Origin of the sequence: Limibacter armeniacum, from assembly GCF_036880985.1 — a bacterium.
Lineage (GTDB): Bacteria > Bacteroidota > Bacteroidia > Cytophagales > Flammeovirgaceae > Limibacter > Limibacter armeniacum.
Window position 1 is genome coordinate 2,395,899 of sequence record NZ_JBAJNO010000008.1, and the last position, 21,405, is coordinate 2,417,303.

20 protein-coding genes are annotated in these 21,405 nt (G+C 38.9%); 17 read left to right on the top strand and 3 right to left on the bottom strand.

The features are described from left to right. Positions 1–27: 27 nt before the first annotated feature. Positions 28–1,086 (top strand): o-succinylbenzoate synthase, encoded by a 1,059-nt coding sequence (locus V6R21_RS15755; RefSeq protein ID WP_334244590.1) that lies wholly within the window; start codon positions 28–30, stop codon positions 1,084–1,086. A 70-nt stretch (positions 1,087–1,156) separates the two neighbouring features. Here V6R21_RS15755 and V6R21_RS15760 read toward each other — a convergent pair whose 3' ends face one another. The 3 genes from V6R21_RS15760 to V6R21_RS15770 form a co-directional block, all read right to left on the bottom strand. Beyond that, the gene (locus V6R21_RS15760; RefSeq protein ID WP_334244591.1) at positions 1,157–1,477 is read right to left on the bottom strand and encodes a DUF962 domain-containing protein; all 321 of its coding nucleotides are present in this window, start codon (positions 1,475–1,477) and stop codon (positions 1,157–1,159) included. Positions 1,478–1,564: 87 nt separating this feature from the next. Further along, positions 1,565–2,209 carry a DUF4159 domain-containing protein gene (locus tag V6R21_RS15765; RefSeq protein WP_334244931.1) on the bottom strand — a complete coding sequence of 215 codons (645 nt, stop codon included), beginning with the start codon at positions 2,207–2,209 and terminating at the stop codon, positions 1,565–1,567. Positions 2,210–2,319: 110 nt separating this feature from the next. Continuing rightward, positions 2,320–3,027: a 16S rRNA (uracil(1498)-N(3))-methyltransferase gene (locus tag V6R21_RS15770; protein WP_334244592.1), complete on the bottom strand. Its 708-nt coding sequence runs from the start codon at positions 3,025–3,027 to the stop codon at positions 2,320–2,322. 305 nt (positions 3,028–3,332) lie between these two features. Between V6R21_RS15770 and V6R21_RS15775 the strand changes: the two genes are divergently transcribed. From V6R21_RS15775 to V6R21_RS15850, 16 genes are all read left to right on the top strand, one after another. Next, positions 3,333–3,785 (top strand): hypothetical protein, encoded by a 453-nt coding sequence (locus V6R21_RS15775; RefSeq protein WP_334244593.1) that lies wholly within the window; start codon positions 3,333–3,335, stop codon positions 3,783–3,785. 179 nt (positions 3,786–3,964) lie between these two features. Next, positions 3,965–4,552, top strand: coding sequence for a YceD family protein (locus V6R21_RS15780; protein WP_334244594.1), 588 nt, complete (start codon positions 3,965–3,967; stop codon positions 4,550–4,552). A 21-nt stretch (positions 4,553–4,573) separates the two neighbouring features. Beyond that, complete coding sequence (rpmF, locus tag V6R21_RS15785; protein WP_334244595.1) at positions 4,574–4,777, top strand: 50S ribosomal protein L32; 204 nt, start codon at positions 4,574–4,576, stop codon at positions 4,775–4,777. Positions 4,778–5,097: 320 nt separating this feature from the next. Next, positions 5,098–6,096: a beta-ketoacyl-ACP synthase III gene (locus V6R21_RS15790; RefSeq protein WP_334244596.1), complete on the top strand. Its 999-nt coding sequence runs from the start codon at positions 5,098–5,100 to the stop codon at positions 6,094–6,096. 187 nt (positions 6,097–6,283) lie between these two features. Continuing rightward, the gene (efp, locus tag V6R21_RS15795) at positions 6,284–6,850 is read left to right on the top strand and encodes an elongation factor P (RefSeq protein ID WP_334244597.1); all 567 of its coding nucleotides are present in this window, start codon (positions 6,284–6,286) and stop codon (positions 6,848–6,850) included. A 117-nt stretch (positions 6,851–6,967) separates the two neighbouring features. After that, complete coding sequence (accB, locus tag V6R21_RS15800; RefSeq protein WP_334244598.1) at positions 6,968–7,480, top strand: acetyl-CoA carboxylase biotin carboxyl carrier protein; 513 nt, start codon at positions 6,968–6,970, stop codon at positions 7,478–7,480. Between the two features lie 134 nt (positions 7,481–7,614). Then, the gene (accC, locus tag V6R21_RS15805) at positions 7,615–8,958 is read left to right on the top strand and encodes an acetyl-CoA carboxylase biotin carboxylase subunit (RefSeq protein WP_334244599.1); all 1,344 of its coding nucleotides are present in this window, start codon (positions 7,615–7,617) and stop codon (positions 8,956–8,958) included. A 270-nt stretch (positions 8,959–9,228) separates the two neighbouring features. Further along, entirely contained in the window at positions 9,229–9,804 is a 576-nt protein-coding gene (locus V6R21_RS15810; RefSeq protein ID WP_334244600.1) for an RNA polymerase sigma factor, read from the top strand. Positions 9,805–9,952: 148 nt separating this feature from the next. Further along, positions 9,953–10,969, top strand: a complete 1,017-nt coding sequence (locus V6R21_RS15815; protein WP_334244601.1) for a FecR family protein — start codon at positions 9,953–9,955, stop codon at positions 10,967–10,969. Between the two features lie 359 nt (positions 10,970–11,328). Beyond that, complete coding sequence (locus tag V6R21_RS15820) at positions 11,329–14,895, top strand: SusC/RagA family TonB-linked outer membrane protein (protein ID WP_334244602.1); 3,567 nt, start codon at positions 11,329–11,331, stop codon at positions 14,893–14,895. Positions 14,896–14,946: 51 nt separating this feature from the next. Continuing rightward, positions 14,947–16,347: a RagB/SusD family nutrient uptake outer membrane protein gene (locus V6R21_RS15825; protein ID WP_334244603.1), complete on the top strand. Its 1,401-nt coding sequence runs from the start codon at positions 14,947–14,949 to the stop codon at positions 16,345–16,347. An 84-nt stretch (positions 16,348–16,431) separates the two neighbouring features. After that, on the top strand, positions 16,432–17,319 hold the full coding sequence (locus V6R21_RS15830; protein ID WP_334244604.1) for a hypothetical protein: 888 nt from the start codon (positions 16,432–16,434) through the stop codon (positions 17,317–17,319). Positions 17,320–17,448: 129 nt separating this feature from the next. Next, positions 17,449–18,801: a TlpA family protein disulfide reductase gene (locus V6R21_RS15835; RefSeq protein WP_334244605.1), complete on the top strand. Its 1,353-nt coding sequence runs from the start codon at positions 17,449–17,451 to the stop codon at positions 18,799–18,801. A 221-nt stretch (positions 18,802–19,022) separates the two neighbouring features. Further along, positions 19,023–19,271: a hypothetical protein gene (locus V6R21_RS15840; protein WP_334244606.1), complete on the top strand. Its 249-nt coding sequence runs from the start codon at positions 19,023–19,025 to the stop codon at positions 19,269–19,271. Between the two features lie 41 nt (positions 19,272–19,312). Beyond that, positions 19,313–19,954 (top strand): hypothetical protein, encoded by a 642-nt coding sequence (locus V6R21_RS15845; RefSeq protein WP_334244607.1) that lies wholly within the window; start codon positions 19,313–19,315, stop codon positions 19,952–19,954. A 60-nt stretch (positions 19,955–20,014) separates the two neighbouring features. Continuing rightward, the gene (locus V6R21_RS15850; RefSeq protein ID WP_334244608.1) at positions 20,015–21,292 is read left to right on the top strand and encodes a porin family protein; all 1,278 of its coding nucleotides are present in this window, start codon (positions 20,015–20,017) and stop codon (positions 21,290–21,292) included. Positions 21,293–21,405 lie beyond the last annotated feature (113 nt).

Consider the following 21,405-nt stretch of genomic DNA (forward strand, 5'->3'; position numbering starts at 1 on the left):
TGAACTATATCATCATACATACTCCACATGATAAACATCGAATATAAGAAACATATTCTACGCTTCAATTTTCCTGCAAAAACTTCCAGAGGGGCAATGGATGTAAAGCCAACCTACTTTATCAAACTAACCGATACAGAAAACCCTGAGTGGTTTGGTGTTGGCGAATGTAGTATGTTGCCTGGATTAAGTATTGATGATGACGTTAATTATGAAATTTATCTGGCGAGCTTTTGCCAAAGCCTGATGCATCTTCAAGACATCAAAAGTATTGATGAACTGCATGATATCAGTAACTTCCCGAGTATAAAGTTTGGTCTTGAAATGGCTGTTAGAGATTTTCAGCGAAACAAGAACAAAAAACTGTTTAGCAATGGTTTTGCAGAAGGAGAAATTCGTATCCCAATAAATGGTTTGGTCTGGATGGGTAATAAGAACTTCATGCTGGAGCAAGTCAAGACAAAAATTGAGAAAGGGTTTGACTGCATTAAAATTAAGGTTGGTGCCATTAATTTTGATGAGGAACTGGAAGTGATTAAATCTATCAGAGATACTTTTTCCTCTGATGAGATTACAATCAGGTTAGATGCCAATGGAGCTTTCAAACCGGGTTCAGATGCCCAAGAAAAGTTGCTAAGGCTATCCGAATTTGAAATCCATTCGATAGAACAGCCAATTATGGCTAAACAATGGGAAGAAATGGCAGCCCTCTGTGCTCAGACACCTATCCCGATTGCTTTAGATGAGGAATTAATCGGTGTAATGCCAGACCATAGAAACCAACTGCTAGACATGATCAAGCCACAGCATATCATTCTTAAACCATCTCTGATTGGAGGTTTTACTGATGCTAAAGACTGGATTGAAAAAGCGGAAAGTAAAGATATAGGATGGTGGGTTACATCAGCACTTGAGTCAAATATTGGCTTGAATGCCATTTGTCAGTTTACTGCCAATTATGACATCAAGATGCCTCAAGGTTTAGGAACTGGACAGTTGTACCATAATAATATTGATTCGCCATTGACTATTGAGAATGGTGAAATCTATTATGACAATAATAAAGACTGGGGGAAGGTTTTCTAACAATCAATTGATCCCAATGAAATGGTCCTATTGAGAGTGTAAAATGTAGACTCTCAATGGGACTTTTTTATTATGGTCTGAACTTCTCTTTTCCAATCAGCAAATGCCAAAAAAGTATAAAGTCTGAAGCAAGGCTCCAAAGTGGATATTGAAAAGTAGCAGGCTTGTTTTTTTCAAAGAAGAAATGACCAACCCAAGCAAAACCATAACCAATTATGGGGAGTGTATAAAGGAATGTCCACTGTTGGGTGAATATGGCATAAAATAGAACCCCAAATAGGATAGAGGTTCCAACAAAATGAAGCGTTCTACAGGTTGGGTTCATGTGTTCAGAAAGGTAGAAAGGGTAAAACTCTTTCAAGCTTTGGTAGCGTTTTTCTTTTGTTTCCATGTGTGTTTATTGAATAAGCCAAAATAATAAGGGGTCACTTGTGACCCCTTATTATATTAAATTATATTGGAATAATTAAATGCTAATCTAATAATTCATACATGCGAAAGCGAGAATATTAGCGCCCATTTCAAGAGCCTTTCTTCTAACCTCTTCAGGGTTATTGTATATGGATTGATCTTCCCAGCCGTTACCCAAGTCACATTCATAGGAATAGAAACAAATCAGCCTGCCTTCATAGACAAGACCAAACCCTTGAGCAGGTTTTCCATCGTGCTCGTGGATCTTAGGCAAGCCATCAGGGAAACTAAATTTCTGATGATAGATCGGGTGATCGAATGGCAACTCGATAAAGTCTAACTCTGGGAATACTTTCTTCATTTCGACCCTTACAAACTTGTCTAGCCCGTAGTTGTCATCAATGTGTAAAAATCCACCTGAAATAAGGTAATTTCTTAGGTTTTCAGCTTCCTGATCAGAAAAGACCACATTACCATGTCCAGTCATATATATGTATGGATAGACAAATATTTCGGAACTCCCAACCTCAACCACCTCATCTTCAGGGTTGATATTGGTACCCAAATTCCTGTTACAATAGTCAATCAGGTTTGGTAAAGCTGTTTTGTTGGCATACCAGTCACCGCCACCATTGTACTTTAGCTTGGCAACTTTAAAAGCATAGTTTTGTCCTGATACCAATGAAGTTTGCATCAAGAAAAACAGTAGCATTGGAATTAGATAAATTACTCTTGTCATGTATGCGGATTGGTTGATATTTATATTCAAGGGTTTTGATCAGTATACGAAATAAGCAATGTGTATGGCTAAAAACAGTTCTGTCAGATATTTTTAAGGTTCAGGATATGACAGGCAGCTAATGCAGCGGTTTCTGTTCTCAAACGACTTTTCCCTAGGCTTACAGCTTCAAATCCACTTTCTGTAGCCATTGCTACTTCTTCTGGAGTAAAGCCTCCTTCAGGACCAATCAAGACACAATACTTTTTACTTGGTGCTGCTTCCTTGAAGAGGTGTTTGTCAGGGTCTTCAGGGACATAGCAGATATATTTTTCGTCATCGTCGCAACTGCTCAAAAATGATTTCAGAGAAACCATTTCATCTATTTCAGGCAGGTAGCTTTTCTGAGACTGTTTCATGGCAGATACAGCTATTTTCTTGACTCTTTCTGTCTTGACTACAGTCCGCTCAGAGTTATTTGTTTTGATAAATGTGATTCGGTCAATACCCAACTCAACAGCCTTCTCAACAAAATACTCAATCCTGTCCATGTTTTTGGTAGGGGCTACCGCAATATGAATTCCGTAGCCTCCAAGTTTGGACTCGTATTCATAATGTACAATTTTAAGTTGACTTTTCTTAGGGTCAGGTTTGGTAATTTCGGCTTCATATTGGCCTCCTTTACCGTCAGTCAGTAGTACACTGTCTCCCGCCTTCAACCTTAACACCTTCGCTACGTGCCTAGAATCATCTGCATTCAACTCTACAGATGTTAAATTTTCATTCAGATCCGGATGATAAAAAATCCTCATTTTTCTACTTTTAAAAAATTCAATTTTCAAATAGTGACTTTTCCTTTAAATAGGCAAACTGCATTTTCCTGATTTAGGAAATATTGATATTTCTTTTGCCTGCAAACTTAAGAAAAGGATAGTCTTGTATTGAAAAAGTAATATATTAGCGATACTTAGGTACATGTTTAATGATGACCTGATTTTAGAAAAAACCGAGGGGAATGATAAGTGGTTGATGTTCAATTCAAGTGAATCGCTTTGTCTGGATTAGACCACAAAGATCAGTAAATGACTAAGACCTCTTACTACTGACTATATTCTGAATGATGTACAAAAATGAAATCAGTAAATATGAGAATGCTTCAAGGTGTGTACATCGCCTGCTGAAGGGGGTGCGGTATTTCCCATTGGAGAAGCTGTATTATGAGTTGAATCTGTTTTTTGACATTCAACAGCCTTCCACATTGGAAGATGCAGTTGCTACCCTAAATGCAAAAGAAAACACTTTTGTATTATTACATAAGCACTATTGCTTGCTGCTGAACCTTAAGCAAGGTGCCCAAAGTTATATTAATGGTAACTTTCCTGAGGGAGATTGGCAGTCTGAAGAAAAAGTGTTACACTATTTTATTCTAGAGAAGGTTTTTGGCATTATGTGTCAAGCCCAATTGGGCAGTCAGATAATCAAGACAGCCAATAGGATAGAGGCATGCATTGACGCCGTTAAGAAATGCACGGCAGATTATGCCATCATTAGAACCAGCTATTTGGATTAATAAGGGAATCAAACGCTAAACCCGTTTTAGAAGCGGTCACGTGATTGCCTTATTATACTTCTCTCAGTACCCTGTTTCCCTGTTCTATTAGGGGAATGTAAATTTTGTAATATTTTACAGGGAGAAGTTTTTGAATCATATATTTATTAGTAAATTTGCAAGCCTAAAACGTGACAGTGGTGAAAAAGAAAGCCAATAACGCGTACAGCATCGATATCTACAACCTTTCAGAAGGTAAGAAGTATGAGTTTTCATTCCATGTAGATAATTCTCTGTTTGAGATGTTCTCATCTAACTTGGCAGAGGCTATTGATGCCGATGTGGAGGTCCTCCTTTCAAAAGGTGCCACCACGATTCAGGTAGACCTGAAGATTAAGGGAGAAACAACCCTGATTTGTGATCGCAGTCTCGATTCATTCAATCACCCGATAGAGGTGGAGGAGAGAATTTATTTTAAATTTGGAGATCACTTTGAAGAGTTGGATGACAACTTGATCATGATACCTGAAAATGAATTGAGTTTGGATTTGTCTCAGGCGCTCTATGATATTATTTCATTGGAGATTCCGATCAAAAAAATCCATCCTGATCTGAGGACAGAAGAAGATGAAGAAGACTTTGATGACGAAGAAGCTGATCTTGGACTTCTTTTCTTTACGACTGCTGATGATAAGGACGAGGAAATCGATGATGAAGGTGAGGAGGATGACGATGATGATGACAAACCAATCGACCCTCGTTGGGAACAATTGAAAAAACTTAAGTAGCAACATAAAAGAATTCTAAAAATGGCGCATCCTAAACGAAAGATCTCGAGAACTCGTAGAGACAAGAGAAGAACGCACAAAAAGCTTAGCACTCCTACATTGAGCGCTTGTCCTACAACAGGTGAGGTTCACTTGAGACATAGAGCTTACTGGTCTGAAGGTAAAATGTACTACAGAGGCCAAGTGGTAATCGACAACAGCACTGAAGAAGAAGTAGCTGAATAGGCTCTTGATCTTCATGACTTTATATAAAAGGAGTTTCCTTTAATGGAAACTCCTTTTTTTATGCTTGAAATCCTACCCAATCAATATTCTGTAAACGCCCAATTTATCTAACATAGATTCTGTTTGGTTGCGCAAAATTTAAATTCCTGAAACCAAACTTCACTTTAAACCCTTTTTCAATGGTTCTTTGTTAGGAAAATAGCCGTGGACTCTCTTATATTTGGGGCTATTCTAAGGATTGTATCAATAATTCTTAGAGAAAAACAATTAACAACCTGACAGTCGATTTTTTTTCTTCTGTCTTATAAATAATGCCTTGCATGACAAAGATGAAAGCAGCCATTACAGGGGTTGGTGCATACCTTCCTGACTATGTACTTACGAATGAGGAACTGTCAACGATGGTAGAAACCAACAACGAGTGGATACTGGAAAGAACAGGGATCAGGGAGAGAAGAATCCTGAAAGGCGAAAAAGGAACATCCTATATGGGGGTGAGGGCTGTGCAAGAACTGCTTGAAAAGACAAATACTCGCCCTGAGGAAATTGACTTGATTATCTGTGCTACTGTTACAGCAGATATGCATTTCCCATCAACTGCCAACCTTATTGCCGCTGAAGTAGGTGCTACAAACTCTTTTGGTTATGACATCAGTGCGGCTTGCTCTGGTTTCCTATATGCACTTGCAACCGGTACTCAGTTTATCGAAAGCGGTGCTCATAAAAAAGTGATTGTTGTAGGTGCAGACAAAATGTCCAGCATTATTGACTATCAAGACCGTACTACATGTGTACTTTTCGGTGATGGTGCAGGTGCTGTATTGCTAGAGCCTTCTGAAGATGAAACAGGAGTTCTTGATTTCATTTTGAAGCACGATGGTAACGGCGGTCAATACCTTAAAATGCCAGCCGGAGGTAGCTTGAAGCCTGCTTCTCACGAAACTGTAGAAAACAGAGAGCATTTTGCAAAGCAAGATGGAAGACACGTATTTAAGCACGCCGTTGTAAATATGGCTGATGTTGCTGCCGAAATCATGGAGAAAAACAACCTGACAGGTGATGATGTTTCATGGTTGGTGCCACATCAGGCTAACAAGCGTATCATCGATGCTACAGCCAACCGCATGAATGTTGGTTCGGACAAAGTAATGCTGAACATCGACAGATACGGTAACACAACAGCAGCAACGATTCCACTTTGCCTGTGGGATTATGAGAAACAACTCAAAAAAGGGGACAACTTAGTCCTAGCTGCATTCGGTGGCGGATTCACATGGGGTTCAGTTTATGTGAAGTGGTCATACGAAGGGAATAAATAATTTGGATAGAAAGGGAAAATAAAACTGACTGAAACTCTGACTCAAAGAAGTACTGTTACTTAAATGGGTAGTACTTTATGCCAACAGATTTTCACCTTTTTGTTTTCTTTTTCTAAATTAGCCACTTCTTTTGCGGACATGTAATAGTAAATGCAAAAGATATAGCATAAATCAATTAAGCATTTTTATGGCTAGTACATCAGATTTTAGAAATGGCCTTTGTATAGAATTCAACCACGATATTTATCAGATTGTTGAATTCCAACACGTAAAACCAGGCAAAGGCGCAGCTTTTGTAAGAACAAAGCTGAAAAGTATCAGAACTGGTAAAGTTATTGATAATACGTTCAACTCAGGTGTGAAAGTGACTACCTGTAGAATTGAGAAAAGAAATTATCAATTCCTGTTCAAGGATGACTTCGGTTTCAACTTGATGGACAATGAAACCTTTGAACAGATTGCAGTACCTGAAGAGCAAGTTGAGAATCCAGACTTGATTAAGGACGGTCAGGAAGTATTTCTTAAGTACTATGTTGAGAAAGATCAGATCCTAGGTGTTGAGCTACCTCAATTCGTTCAGCTGGAAGTAACATACTCTGAACCAGGTTTGAAAGGTGATACAGCAACCAACGCGACGAAACCTGCAACACTGGAAACAGGGGCTGAGATTCAAGTGCCACTGTTTGTTAATGAGGGGGATGTACTCAAAATTGACACAACCACTCGATCATACGTTGAAAGAGTGAAGAAATAATCACTTATAAAGGCCGGAAAATCAGGATTTTCCGGCTTTTTAACTGAATGGTAATTTTTAACTGAACAGACTCCTAATCTGTATAGACTAAATAAGCATAACATCACAATTACTAATATGAAAGCACCAGAAATCAAAGACTTAATTAACTTTATTGCTAATTCAGGTTTACAAGAAGTTAACGTTGAAACAGCAGAAATTAAACTTCACATTAAAAGAAATGTAGATTCAGCAGTATCTGCAAGCCCTTTCAGAACTGAGGCTCCAGCTGCTCCTTTGGCTCCTGCCGCTCCAGTAGCAGCAATGCCGTCTACACCTGTTGAAGCTCCAGCTGCACCTGCGGCACCTGCAGAAGCTCCGGCTGCTGCACCAGCACAAGACGAAAGTAAATTCGTTACTATCAAATCACCAATGATTGGTACATTCTACCTTACTCCTAACCCAGATGCAGAAGCATTTGTGTCAGTTGGTGATCAAGTATCGAAAGGTCAAGTTGTTTGTATCGTTGAGGCAATGAAACTTTTCAACGAAATTGAGTCTGAAGTATCAGGTAAAATCGTGAAAGTATTGATCGACAATGCTTCACCTGTAGAGTACGATCAGCCACTATTCTTGGTAGATCCATCTTAAGACAAAATTTAGGTTCAGTAGCATTTTTGCTGCTGTTTTGAAAACAAAATTCAAGGTTCCACACTTATTTTGTATTTCAGATACATCTTTTTATCTGGAACCCGTTTTTTGAAATCAACTAAACGATACAAGCTGTGTTTAATAAGATACTAATTGCCAACAGAGGTGAGATTGCTTTGAGAGTAATCAGAACCTGTGCTGAGATGGGGATCAAAACTGTAGCTGTTTACTCAACAGCAGATAGAGACAGTCTCCACGTGAAGTTTGCTGATGAGGCTGTGTGCATCGGTCCCTCAAACAGTGCTGCTTCATACCTGAATATACCAAACATTATTGCTGCAGCAGAGATTACAAATGCTGATGCAATTCACCCTGGTTACGGTTTCCTTTCAGAGAATGCAGAGTTTTCTGCGATCTGTGCCGAAAACAACATCAAGTTTATCGGTGCTGATGCTGATATGATCAACAAAATGGGAGACAAGGCTACTGCTAAAGCAACGATGCAAGCAGCAGGTGTTCCTTTGATTCCAGGCTCTGATGGCCTACTTGCCTCAGTGGAAGAAGGCTTAAAGATTGCTGAAGAAATTGGTTACCCAGTGATCTTGAAAGCGACTGCCGGTGGTGGTGGTCGTGGTATGCGTATCGTAAACGAGCCAAGCGAATTTGAAAAAGCTTGGAACAGTGCTCGTCAGGAAGCTGGCGCTGCATTCGGTAACGATGGTATGTACCTAGAGAAATTTGTGGTAAACCCTCGCCACGTTGAGATCCAGATTGTAGGAGATCAGTATGGCAACGTAAGCCACTTGTCTGAAAGAGATTGCTCTATTCAGAGAAGACACCAGAAGCTAGTGGAAGAAACTCCTTCACCAGCTATTACTCCTGAAATCCGTGAAGCAATGGGTGAGGCTGCTGTAAGAGGTGCCAAAGCCATCAAATACGAAGGAGCTGGTACTGTTGAATTCCTGTTGGATGTAGAAGGCAACTTCTACTTTATGGAAATGAACACCCGTATTCAGGTAGAGCACCCAGTTACTGAGCAAGTAACAGGATTTGACCTGATCAGAGAGCAGATCAAAGTAGCTGCAGGAGAGCCAATCTCAGGTAAGCACTATGAGCCTAAAGCTTTCTCTATGGAGTGTCGTATCAATGCTGAGGATCCAGAAAAAGATTTCCGTCCTTCACCAGGTACGATCACTACACTTCACCTACCAGGTGGACCAGGTGTAAGAGTAGATACGCACGTATACGCTGGATACACAATTCCTCCTAACTATGACTCGATGATTGCGAAGCTAATCGTAACAGCTGAGACAAGAGAGGAAGTATTGAGAAGAATGAAGCGTGCATTGAATGAGTTCGTAATCGAAGGGATCAAAACAACTATTCCTTTCCATCTGAAATTGATGGACAACGAGCAATTCAAGTCAGGAGACTTCACTACGAAGTTCCTTGAAACATACTCATACGAAACGCTATAATGTGCAGGGCATTGGCTCTGTTTAAATGATAAAGCTTACAGGTGGGCAGTCCTAATCTAGATTAGGACTGCCTTTTTTATACACCTGATTTTTAGTGCATTAATTTACCTCTATATGATCATGTAACTTTTGAAAAAAATATGTAAGTACTTTTATATAAGTACTTTTACATTTAATCTTTTGTCCCTATACTTGTATGAAAATACCCCTTTAGGGGTATGCACTCCAATGGTTTATTACAGTTTAAAAGCAAGAATTAATCTTTAAAATATGCTCAAGGAAGAAGCAAAAAGTCTTTGGTGTCAATTGAGGGATGGTGATGAGAATGCCTTTTTGAAGATATATCGGGCTTATTATCAAGACTTATATGCTTTAGGGCTCAGTTTATCAGCAGACAAGAGTCTGACCAAGGAATGCATTCAACAAGTATTTACAGATATTTGGAGTAATAGAATAACACTGAGTGAGGTAGAAAATGTAAAGGGATACCTCTTGACTTGCCTGAGAAATATGACCCTAAGGCAACTAACAAACAGTAATCGTCTAACATCCTTCAATAAAGATATTCATTCATCGAGCTATGGTAGCGAAATATCTGTGGAGCAAGAAATTATTGAGGATCAGCGAATGATTGAGCTGAGAGGGAAATTACTGAAAGCTATGGACAAGCTGACTATCAGGCAAAAAGAACTTATTGAGAGGAGATTTTTGCAAGGAATGAGTTATGAGGAAATTGAGGAGGAAACCAACCTGACACGCAGAACAATCTATAACCATATTCATATGGCTATACAGATCCTAAAAAACAGTATCCTTTTCATCCTTTTGAATCTCATTGCCCAATAAGAAAAACAACCAATATCAAGTAAATTATAAGGGAAGATGACTCTTATAATCGACACAGCTATTATTAGCTCAAATTCGTAAGGTTTATGCCGGTAAACCCTACAAATATCAGATTAACAAATTATACAGGTATCACCAAAAACCAAGAATGGACTATTCAGAATATAACGTTGAGGATTTTGCTGCAAATGAATCATTCCAGCATTATGTACTTGGCAGTGCTGAAGAAGATGTGAAGTTTTGGAATGAATGGCTAGAACAGCATCCTGATAAATGGGAAGAAGCTAACAAGGCAAGAGACATCATTCTGGGCTTATCTTTACAGCTACCTCAAGAAGAGTTTGAACAAGAATATCAGAAAATAAAAGCTTTTGTCAGCCAGCAACCTGAGTTACCTAAAAAAGAGATTGTAAAGCCCAGGTCATATTTGTTTGGTTCCATAGCTGCTGCTGTGGTTCTGCTTGTCATTGCTTTTATGGCTTGGCAGGTTTCAAAAGAACCAACTTCAGAAATACTGGTTGCTTCCACTCTTGCTGGGGAAAAGAAAGAAATTCATCTGGAAGATGGGTCTACAGTACTCTTAAATGGAGAAAGCACTTTGAAATATCCCGAACATTTTGATGGAAAACTTAGGGCTGTAGAACTTCAGGGAAGGGCTTTTTTCGATGTAAAAAAAGATGAAAACAAACCATTTCAGGTAAAATCCAAATACTTAACTACAGAAGTATTAGGAACAACCTTTGTGGTGGATGCCTACCCATCTGATTCAAATGAAGATATATCCTTGCTTACTGGAAAGGTAAAGGTACGCTCCAATATCGACTCAAGGAAAGAACTGGCTGTTCTGACTCCCAACCAGCAATTACATTTTGTACAAAAAGATCAATCTTATCAGATAAAGACCTTCCAAACGGATGATGTAATAGGTTGGAAAAACAACATCCTCGTATTTAACAACATACCTTTTACCAAGGTAGTTAAGGAACTGGAATTATGTTACGGCATCAAGATAGAAATTGAGAACCTACCAAATCATATCAAGTCATTTACAGGTAAGTTTAAACAACAGCCATTAAGCAATGTCTTGGAAGGTTTGAAGTTTTCATTTGGATTTGATTACTACTCAGTAGACAAAAAACATATTGTTCTCAAATTCAATTATTGAGACATTGTGAAGGATTTTAAAACCAAGATTCCAAACCCTGACTGAGTTCCAGCCAGGGTTTTTTAATGCTAATTTCAGCGGAATGCAATTCAAAGAAAATCAACCATTTACTGAAATGACCCATTTTTTTAATAAAAAAAATCAAAAAACTCCGGTAAAAACACACTCCCTTTCCCTCTTCTAATAGAATAATATTTCGAAGTCAATGTCCCGAAAAAATCTAATGGCTTTGCAACATGATCAAGTACCATATTCTTCATTTTCACTTGGAGAAATGTACTTAAAAGCATTGCTGGTTGATTTTCCACAAATACCCAAGAACTATCGGGAGACCAACTTTTAACGCAAACTTTCTAACAATGAAAAGTACTATTACAGAACTGAGGAGAGGACTTTCCTGGCTGATGTACGGCTTACTGTCGCTCCCATTACTCTTATCACCTTTTTTTGCTGAAGCTAATCAGGCAAGTAATATCGGTGAGGTGAAAATTTCTATCCAATTAACGAATGCTACTGTTGCTGAAAGCTTTCAGCAAATTGAAAAGAAAACATCATTCACTTTCAATTATGTTGAAGAAGACATCAATCAGCATATCAGGCTGAGCAAAACCTATCAAGATGCCACTGTCAAGGTTATCCTAAGTGACATCGGTACTACAGCAGGCCTTGTATTCAAGCAGGTAGGAAATAACATCTATGTTTCCAGAGAAGCTGAAAAGGCAAAAATTGATGAAAGAATCATCAGAGGTACTGTTGTGGACCAAAATGGTAAACCTGTGATTGGCGCTACTGTCAGTATTCCTGGCACTACCATCGGTACGATTACCAACATTGACGGAGCTTTTGCACTTGGCATCTCAGATGATGTGGCTTTTTTGGGAGACTTGAAGGTAACATTTGTAGGGTATGAATCTGCTACAGTGCGTGTCGGTGACAATAACACTGTAGAAGTGATCTTGCAGGAAAGCACACTTACAATGGAAGAGGTAGTGGTTACTGGCTATCAGGAAGTAGACCGTCGAAAGATGACGGGGTCTGTAGTGACACTTAAGACTGATGAGATCAAACAGGATGCCCTGCCTAGTGTAGACCAGATGATTCAGGGCAAAGTATCTGGTGTTTCAGTTATTAATACTTCAGGTGCACCTGGTGCTACACCAAAGATTCGCATCAGGGGAACTTCATCCTTGAGCGGTATTCAGGAACCTCTTTGGGTAGTTGATGGGGTAATTCTTGAAGATCCTGTACGTGTGAACCCCAACCTGATCAATGAGCCTAATGCTCTTATTTCTTCCGGCATCGGTGGACTGAACCCAGAGGACATCGAATCTATCACTGTTTTGAAGGATGCTTCTTCTACAGCAATCTACGGAACCAGAGCTGCCAATGGAGTAATTGTGGTGACAACCAAAAAAGGTAAGGGTGGAACCATGCGCCTTAACTATTCCGGCAATGTGACGGTATCACAAAAACCTTCATACAACCGCTATAATGTCATGAACTCTAAGGAGCGTATGCAACTGAACAAGGATTTGATCGATGGCGGTTTTAATCTAGGTCTTGGCCAACCGGGTATTCAACCATATAAGATGGGTGATTTTGAGAAAGCACTGATGGATTACTATGCAGGTAATCTTAACAAACAGGAATTGGATGCGGAGATGGCTACTTTGGAAACTGTGAATACAGACTGGTTTGATATCCTTTTCCGAAATGCTGTTTCCCAACGTCATAATGTGAGTCTGTCAGGTGGAAATGACAAATCTACCTATTACATGTCTTTAGGTTATATGGACCAGCAAGGTGATGCAATTGGTTCAGGTATGAAACGATATACGGGAACCGTAAACCTAAAACACCACCTGAACGACCGAGTAACTTTAGGAACGAATCTGGCATATAGCAAAAGAGATGTAGAAAGCTTTTTTACTGGATTGTTTGGTATCGGAAACCCATTACAGTATGCTTTGGGAACACCTCGAAATCAACGCGCCTTCAATGAGGACGGAAGCTATCATTATTACACAAACTATTTTGGCGATTTCCATTACTTGGATGAGTTGGAAAAAGGATGGAACACTTCTGAAGTGGAGGATTTGCGTGCCCAACTTAGTTTAAACATAAGGCTGTTGGACAATTTGGAGCTTCATACAATTGTATCTGCTCAACGCTCTGCTACAAAATCTGAGATGGGGACAGTTGAGGAATCTGCCTATGTCAGGTACATGAAAGACCAATATACTCCACGAGGAGCAAATGAAAGCTACTGGAAATCGGGTGGTTATTTAGATGCTTCTGCCATTGATGGTTCCAATTACATGCTCCGAAATTCCCTGACTTATCGTCCTTCAATTGGCAATGACCATTCATTTGACATTATGCTGGGTAACGAGATGAGAAGTTTTACCAGCGTAAGAACAGCTACTAAGGTATATGGCTATACCAGTGAACCTACCAAGATTCAAATCCCTCAGAATGAGCTTCTGAGCTATTTAGGGCAACCTTACTGGTCATACAATGAGAGCTTCAACAACTTCCTGTCATGGTATGCCACCGCTGCCTATACTTTCAGAGAGAAATATACGGTAAATGCCAATGCCCGTATCGATGGATCTAACAGGTTCGGTGCCAATACCAAAGCGAAATTTAAACCACTTTGGTCAGCAGGCTTTAACTGGCAGATCCACAAGGAAGCTGCTTTGGATAATTTGGACTGGCTAAACTCACTTGTGCTTCGAGGCTCTTATGGAGTACAAGGAAATATCTCGGAGTTTGCGGTATCAGACTTAGTGACTTCAGTAGGGGATTATGATCAGTACATTGGTGAAGTGCCATTGGTCATTAGGAATGCACCTAACCCTGACTTAAGATGGGAACAAACCTATTCCAGTAACCTGGCAATGGATTTTGTCCTGTTCAACAATGTATCAGGTTCGTTGGAATACTATGCAAGAAAATCAACAGACCTTATTGCTCCAAGGGCGGTTTCAGGTGTGTCAGGTTTCCAAAATATGGAGGTAAACTGGGCTGATATGGCTAACAGAGGCTTAGAATTGACACTAAACTTTTCACCGCTTCGCACCAATGATTTTGAATGGAATATGAATTTCACTGCTGGAATCAACAAGAATGAGGTGCTGAAAGTAAACACCATTCCAACTTGGAATGATTTGTCCAGCATGGCGAAAACCAGATCCTCTTCTGCAGTGGAAGGAAAACCATTGGGCGCATTGTATTCATTCAGGTTTGCCGAGATAGGCAACGATGGCATTGCCTATTTCTACAATGAGGACGATTCACTGGTGTACGGTGGCATTGCTGATACGGATGCAATGAAGTATGAGGGCAGTGTGTACCCTGTCTTTACCGGAGGCATTACCAATACCATTAAGTACAAGAACTTCACATTGTCAGCATTATTCACATACGGAGGTGGAAATGTATTGAGAATGAACAGCCTTGGCTCTTACTGGATAACTCCTCGACTGACAGATCAATTATCAAAAGAGTTTATCAACAGATGGAAGCAGGAAGGTGATGAATCCAATACTTCAATGCCCGCTATTCTACACCCTAGCAGTCCTGAATGGTCTTCTTTATACTCCGGTTCTTCTCCTTACAATGAGGCACTTTACAATGACAGTGACATCAGAGTGGTAAAAGGGGATTATTTAAGGCTTCAGAATATCACATTAACCTATGATGTCCCAAGCAAACTGACCCAAAAGCTGGGGATGCAAAGTATGAAGTTGAATATCCAAGGGCAGAACCTTTACCTATGGGCTGACAAGCGACTATATGGTATTGACCCTGAGTCTGCTTCATTCCAGACCAATACTTCCAACTATAACACATCATACATTGGGACCGATACTTCTTTGCCCATCCCAAGAACGGTTACGGCTGGTGTGAATGTCACATTTTAATTGATGCTTCGAGATAACAGTAGCTTGATTGAAATTTAACTGAAAATGAAAATGAATAGATATATCATAAAAATGATGAAAGGAGCGATGCCATTTGTTGCGCTAGCCCTATCAACTGCTTGTACTGATTTCCTTGATAAGAACCCTGGTAACCTTGTCGTGCCGACTACAGTGAACGAGTATAGTTCCTTACTGATGGAAGGCTACCCAACAACGGATGTATTCATCCGAACAGAATGGTTGACAGACAATATGGATTATGCAGCTAACAGTGATGCCAACAAATTGGCACAGGCATTCTACTTTTTCAAGGATAACCATATTGATCCATCAGTGGTCGCTGATGGTAGAGACTTCTTCTGGGATGAGCTTTACAAGGCTGCCTATTATGCCAACATCACGATGAGCGAACTTTTAGCTTTGGCAGAAGAAGAAAAGTCAACGGCTGAATACAATCAAGTACTAGGGGAAGCCTATGCATTGCGTGCTTATGCTCACCTGATGTTGGTTAACCTCTATGGCTTGCCATATAATGTCGGTGATCCTGCTTCAAATCTAGGGGTGCCATTAAGTGATACACCCAATGCTGCTGACCATGTTGGGAATAACACAAGAGCAACAGTTAAAGAAGTCTATGACTTTGTAATGCAGGATATCACTCAGGCAAGGGAACTTCTTGAACTGGGCACCAATGAAAATCTGGAACTGAAGCATCGGTTCTCAACTTCAGCGTTGGATGCCATGTCTGCCCGCATTGCACTCTATCAGGAAAACTGGGATCAGGTCATAGAACTGGCTACCTCACTCGTCAGTAAGTATCCAATCGTAGACTCTTCAACATTTCAGAGTTATGGAAACCTTTTCTCTAAAGGAGGCTTAAATAACGAGGTGTTATTCCGTACAGGAGCCAACTATTTCACTGACCTGTATGACTTCTTGAGAGGACAGAATTCCATCAGAATGTCAGCTTATCTATATAGCCTGTATCCTGATGGCGACTCAAGAAAGAGTCCTATTTACTTCGATTCAAGGGATAACAGTTACTCCCCAGTAAACAAGCTAGATTTGTATACACCATCTCCAGTTTTCAGGTCCAGTGAACTGCTATTGAGCCGAGCAGAAGCCTATGCGCAAAAAGGTGATCTAGATAAGGCTGTAGCAGACCTGAACCTACTGAGAAGCAAACGGATTTTGGGTTATACACCAGTTGCTACCAGTGATATTGGAGGGCAAGCTGAAATATTGGCAGCTGTACTAAACGAGAGGAGACTTGAGTTGCTGTATGAAGGTCACAGATGGTTTGATTTACGTCGTACAGGGATGCCGGAGATAGTCCATGAATTCAAGGACCAAACCTATATCCTTAAACAGGGAGATCCTCGCTATGTATTACAGATTCCACAACAGGAACTGGAAGTTAGTCCAGATATGCAAATAAACCCTAGAGACTAAATTTTCGAGATTGATAGAGGGACGCCCCTAAATATTCCCCTCTATCAAAATCATGGCTTTCACTTAAAACAGTAACTCATACCTATGAAAATATTGAATAGAATATTGGCTTGTACGTTGGCTGGAGCTTTGATACTGTCTGCTGCATGTACTGAAGAGGAAGTGCTTACCCCCTCAGATGAGTCATTAATAATAGCTCCTACATTTCCTGAATCAGCACTGGGGAATCAGGCAAAAGCTCTCTATGAAAAATATGGAGTTGAATTGGTGTTTGAAGGGGAAAACCTCCAGCAAGAGGCCTTTTCGAATTTTCTAGAATCATTACAAAGTAGCATACAACCTCCAATTACACAAGCTTCAGAAGAGGATATCACCATGGCGATAACAGTACTGGACAAATGGTTTGCTTCCCTACCGGAAGGATTTATCTCTGAACAAGGGAAAAAAACATTTCTGGTAGGCACATTGGAACCAGGAGGATGGGATGCATATGATGGGTTTACTTATGACTCCTATGCTTTTTACTACTATCAGTTTGTGACAGCCATTGATGACTTTATAATATCAGACAACACTGAGGAGGTTTTATACCAAACTGACTTGGTTTACAATATGGCTGAGATGATTGGTCAATCATATGCCTATGGCAAAATACAGGAATTGGAAAAGTTTCAATTTATCAGTCAGGCTTATTACAAAGACTGGCCGGCTTATGCTGAATCAGGTCTTATGGCGGGAGGATTTCTATCATCAGAAGGTCAAAGAAGTTATGCTAAAGACTTTGGAGTATTTGTGGCAGAAATCATGACCAATACAAGAGAAGAGATGATGGCTAAATATGAAGGTTATGCTTTCATAGAACAAAAATACGAGCTGGTGATTGACTCATTCAAGCGACAAGGATGGGATTTACAAGATATAGGCAACAAATATTCTTCAAGCAGGGCAACCTTTCAATCAGTTCCCGAATAATTGACTTTTGAATTGTGACCGGTAGTAGGTGTGGGGGTAGTCTTCGGATTATCCTCACATTCTTTAGAAACTGATCAGCCCGATCATAATGGAGAAGATTTTCACTTTTTACTATTTAAAACCTTTCTTATGAACAAGAAAAACATCATAGCAGGATTGATCGCATTATCAGCATGCGGATGTACACAAATCAAGCAAGAGACTCCTGTACAGGAAGCCATCATTTCCGGCTATGTAGATACCGATAAATTACAAAGCGCAAGAGTTTACCGAGTTGATTATGAGTCAGCTTTGGATGCGTCTTATATTGAGGTCGATATAAAGGACAAGCAATTTAAGTTCTCCTTGCCGGTCAATCCTAATGGGGAAATACTGACCTATAGAGGAGCTCCTGTTTTTGTGCAGCCAGGTGATAGTGTACACCTTGAATTTAATCCATACAACAAGGAGAAGTCTATCACATTTTCAGGGAACCACGCAGAGCTGAATGAGAGCTTGCTGAATATGCCTCCTTCATCAGGGTTCAATTCAGGCAAATTGTATGAGTCAATGAAATCAGGGGCAACATTGCAGGAAGTTTCTTTCACCTATGACTCATTGGTAAAGGTTGCAAATAATCAGTATGCAAAGCTGAATAATGTACCTGCTGTAGCACAGGAATTTGTAGAGCAGAATAACAAGGCAGCAAAAGCCTATTTTATGTCTATCTACACCTACTACAATAAGGACGTAGATCTATCTCCATTCTTTTTGCGACTCAGAAAAGACTTGGTCAGTAGCGATTTTCTGGATTTCGTAATGTTCAGAAATGTAGGAGAGTTCTTGACAAGAAATGATAATAAAAAGTTGATAGGAGGAGAGGAGATCAATGAACATTACTATATCCTGAACCGTGTAAAAACTGCTCGCTCCAACATCAAGTATATGCTATCCGAAAAAAGCGTAGCATTTGTGGATTCCATAATGGCATTGCTACCAACGGAGTATGCTTCCTTGCTGAAAGAGGATTATGATAAAAGCATGGAAACGTACCGAAAGTTGGGCAAAGGAGCAGAGGCACCTTTATTCAGTGCTTTAACAGCAGAAGGACAAAAAAGATCACTTTCAGATTTTAAAGGAAAAGTCGTCTATATTGATGTATGGGCTACATGGTGTGGACCTTGCCGCTTTGAAGCCCCTCACTTTGAAAAATTGGCAGAAGAATTCAAGGATAATCCAAACGTCACATTTCTGACTGTTTCAATTGATGAACAAACTGAACGGGAAAAATGGATTAAGATGATTGCCAAGAAGAAATACGGGGAACATCTGCTTGTCAGCAATGCCTGGAAAAATGAAATTGTCACGGAATACAAGATCAATGGAATCCCAAGATTTATACTGATCGACCAAAATGGCAAAATCATCAGTGCTGATGCTCCTAGACCATCAAACCCAGATGAGGTGAAATCACTGATTGAATCAGCCTTAAATTTATCGTAGTTTTTTGATAAGCCCCAGTCTTTAATTAATCAAGATTGGGGTTTATTGTTTTTATGTTTTACAGGTGTATTACTGCAATAACAAAAACAACTAATGGCGAAGACAGTTTATTTGTTTTATTTCATTACAAAATTTCATATTTTAGATAAAGATTCAGAAGGAAAATACAGTACGTTGTGTTATAGGAAATAACTTTACTTTCAATCAAAAACTAACAAGTTATGCTTACAAGTATATTCAAGCCTAAATCAAGAGATAAGAATAGCAAAGGTTTTATGCGCGTAGCCAATGTGTTAACTAAGGATGGTGATTGGCTAACTGAAACTCAATTAGCGAAAAGAGCAGGGGTTTCATTGTATGAAATCAGAACCATTATGGCAGTACTTTCAGAACGAAACCTAGTAGAGAAAAGCTGTACAGATGATGAACCAATCTACAGAATTTCAATAGTAGGGGAACAGCCAAACTAGTATAGTATTGCTTTTTTTAACTCATTGCACACATGAACTAAATGGAATTTTACTTTTACTTTTTGACCTTCTTATTCTCATTTATCATATCAACTATTCAATTCGGAGAAGAAAACATAGGCAAAGACTATAGCTATTTGTATGGAGAGAGTGCCTCTTTTTGGGCATATGGCATCATCCATGGTCTTTTAAGTGTATTGGTACTCGTTTTTTTAGTAGAGAAAAACATCCTTTCATCCCCAAACCTTCTAGATAAGTTTATTTATGCAGCAGCATTAGGCTTATCATTGAAAGGCTTCGCCAACATCTCATTTTTCAATAAGCAAGTAAACAATGACCAAACGATCTCCTTTGGACCGAAGTTGATCATGGACTATTTGGACAATTACCTTGGTAGTAGAATCATAGAGCTACATGATGATATTATCCTTAAGCGTATTGCTACTGCACTTACTACCAACCTGACAAAGTATGATCAAGCAGAACTGAATGAGATACTTGCTGAGTACATTCCCAAATCAAATAAACTCCAGAAAGAGAGCTTTAAGTTGGAGCTTGAAAATGCCACAAAGATTGATTCCTTACGTTTTTTCATCAATCAGTACGGAATGAAACGATTTGATATTATGATCAAAAATATCAAAGATGACTCTCCTTTGATTAGGGAAATACTAAAACGATAGCAAGTAGTGTTAAATAATAGTATGTAATAACACTAAAAATCGTTTCAATCATTATTAATTATGTTTAGACAATCAATATTTTTTTTACTACTACAAGTGTCATTTTTTTTACCTTACCATACTTCTTATGCACAAGAGAACTATTTACCAGGGAAAATATTTACGTTAGAAAAAGACACATTAGATGGTTTTGTAGATTATCGAAATTGGGAAGCTAACCCAAAAAAAATCACATTCAAATCTCTAGATGACAAAACTCAAACATTTACAGTTCTAGAAATCAATGGATTTACGGTACATGATGAGCTATACTTAAGCGCAATTGTAGAGTCTGACCCAAGTGGGCAAAGTATTAGAAAAGGATTGGATGCAGACCAAAAAGTAGTTACTGAGAGTGATACTGTCTTTCTTCAAACAATCGTTGAAGGACATAAAAGCCTATATCATAACCGAAATGATGATGGTAAAAGTGAATACTATATTGGAAAGGGTGATACATTCGAATTGCTAGAGTTTAAGCAATATTTAAAGTACAAAGAAGAAAATGGCATTAGACGAGTGTATATAGGTGAGAATAATAAATTCAGAGGTCAGCTAATACTATATATGCATGATTGTCCAGATATTGATAAAAAAATAGCCAACATTAATTATTCTATAAGAGACCTTAAAAAAGTTTTTGATTTCTATTATTCGAAAGCCGGTAAAGTAAAATCATTTGATAAAACTCAAGATAAAGCAAAACTTAATACAGGTATTTTATTGGGTGCTACAAATTCAAAACTAACTATCAAAGGTGTTGATTTTCCTTATTTAGCTTCACAAGACTATGCAGCTTCACTTAGCCCTACTTTTGGTGTTTATTTTGATGTTGTCTTACCCCGCAATCAAGGGAAATGGTCTATTTATAATGAATTGATAATGAATTCATTTAAGGTTCAAGGAGAATATAGTGAAGTAGAAAGTCCTGATAAAATGCATAAATACTCTACTAAACTTGGTGCTACATATCTAAAAATGAATAATTTAGTTAGGTTTACTTACCCAATCAAAAAAGCATATTTTTTCATCAATATTGGAGTATCAAATGGGTTTGCAGTACAAGTTGAAAATTCCATGTCAGTATATTCCAAGTTTTATAATACGGAAGACACAGAAACTGAGAAAGCTGTTGAAGATTTCAGAAAATATGAACAAGGCTTATTAGCAGGGATTGGGGTAAAATACCAAAAATTCTCGATCGATTTGCGTTTTGAAAATGGAAATGGTTTCTCAGAATATAAGTTACTAGAAACCAAGCTTAATAGATATCAATTACTTCTAGGTTACAGGTTATAACTAAAGTAAAAAAGGTGAAAGAGGGGAATACTTCTTTCACCTTTTTTTATTATATAAATCATTTTGTGGTTACAAAAATCAAAAGGGACTTTTTGGAATTCATACATTCATTT

Excerpts from the sequence above, each read along its gene's own strand:
- V6R21_RS15755 (WP_334244590.1), top strand. The coding sequence starts at position 28 with ATGATAAACATCGAATATAAGAAACATATTCTACGCTTCAATTTTCCT.
- V6R21_RS15760 (WP_334244591.1), bottom strand. The coding sequence starts at position 1,477 with ATGGAAACAAAAGAAAAACGCTACCAAAGCTTGAAAGAGTTTTACCCT.
- V6R21_RS15765 (WP_334244931.1), bottom strand. The coding sequence starts at position 2,209 with ATGCTACTGTTTTTCTTGATGCAAACTTCATTGGTATCAGGACAAAAC.
- V6R21_RS15770 (WP_334244592.1), bottom strand. The coding sequence starts at position 3,027 with ATGAGGATTTTTTATCATCCGGATCTGAATGAAAATTTAACATCTGTA.
- V6R21_RS15775 (WP_334244593.1), top strand. The coding sequence starts at position 3,333 with ATGATGTACAAAAATGAAATCAGTAAATATGAGAATGCTTCAAGGTGT.
- rpmF (WP_334244595.1), top strand. The coding sequence starts at position 4,574 with ATGGCGCATCCTAAACGAAAGATCTCGAGAACTCGTAGAGACAAGAGA.
- V6R21_RS15790 (WP_334244596.1), top strand. The coding sequence starts at position 5,098 with ATGACAAAGATGAAAGCAGCCATTACAGGGGTTGGTGCATACCTTCCT.
- efp (WP_334244597.1), top strand. The coding sequence starts at position 6,284 with ATGGCTAGTACATCAGATTTTAGAAATGGCCTTTGTATAGAATTCAAC.
- accB (WP_334244598.1), top strand. The coding sequence starts at position 6,968 with ATGAAAGCACCAGAAATCAAAGACTTAATTAACTTTATTGCTAATTCA.
- V6R21_RS15810 (WP_334244600.1), top strand. The coding sequence starts at position 9,229 with ATGCTCAAGGAAGAAGCAAAAAGTCTTTGGTGTCAATTGAGGGATGGT.
- V6R21_RS15815 (WP_334244601.1), top strand. The coding sequence starts at position 9,953 with ATGGACTATTCAGAATATAACGTTGAGGATTTTGCTGCAAATGAATCA.
- V6R21_RS15820 (WP_334244602.1), top strand. The coding sequence starts at position 11,329 with ATGAAAAGTACTATTACAGAACTGAGGAGAGGACTTTCCTGGCTGATG.
- V6R21_RS15825 (WP_334244603.1), top strand. The coding sequence starts at position 14,947 with ATGAATAGATATATCATAAAAATGATGAAAGGAGCGATGCCATTTGTT.
- V6R21_RS15830 (WP_334244604.1), top strand. The coding sequence starts at position 16,432 with ATGAAAATATTGAATAGAATATTGGCTTGTACGTTGGCTGGAGCTTTG.
- V6R21_RS15835 (WP_334244605.1), top strand. The coding sequence starts at position 17,449 with ATGAACAAGAAAAACATCATAGCAGGATTGATCGCATTATCAGCATGC.
- V6R21_RS15840 (WP_334244606.1), top strand. The coding sequence starts at position 19,023 with ATGCTTACAAGTATATTCAAGCCTAAATCAAGAGATAAGAATAGCAAA.
- V6R21_RS15845 (WP_334244607.1), top strand. The coding sequence starts at position 19,313 with ATGGAATTTTACTTTTACTTTTTGACCTTCTTATTCTCATTTATCATA.
- V6R21_RS15850 (WP_334244608.1), top strand. The coding sequence starts at position 20,015 with ATGTTTAGACAATCAATATTTTTTTTACTACTACAAGTGTCATTTTTT.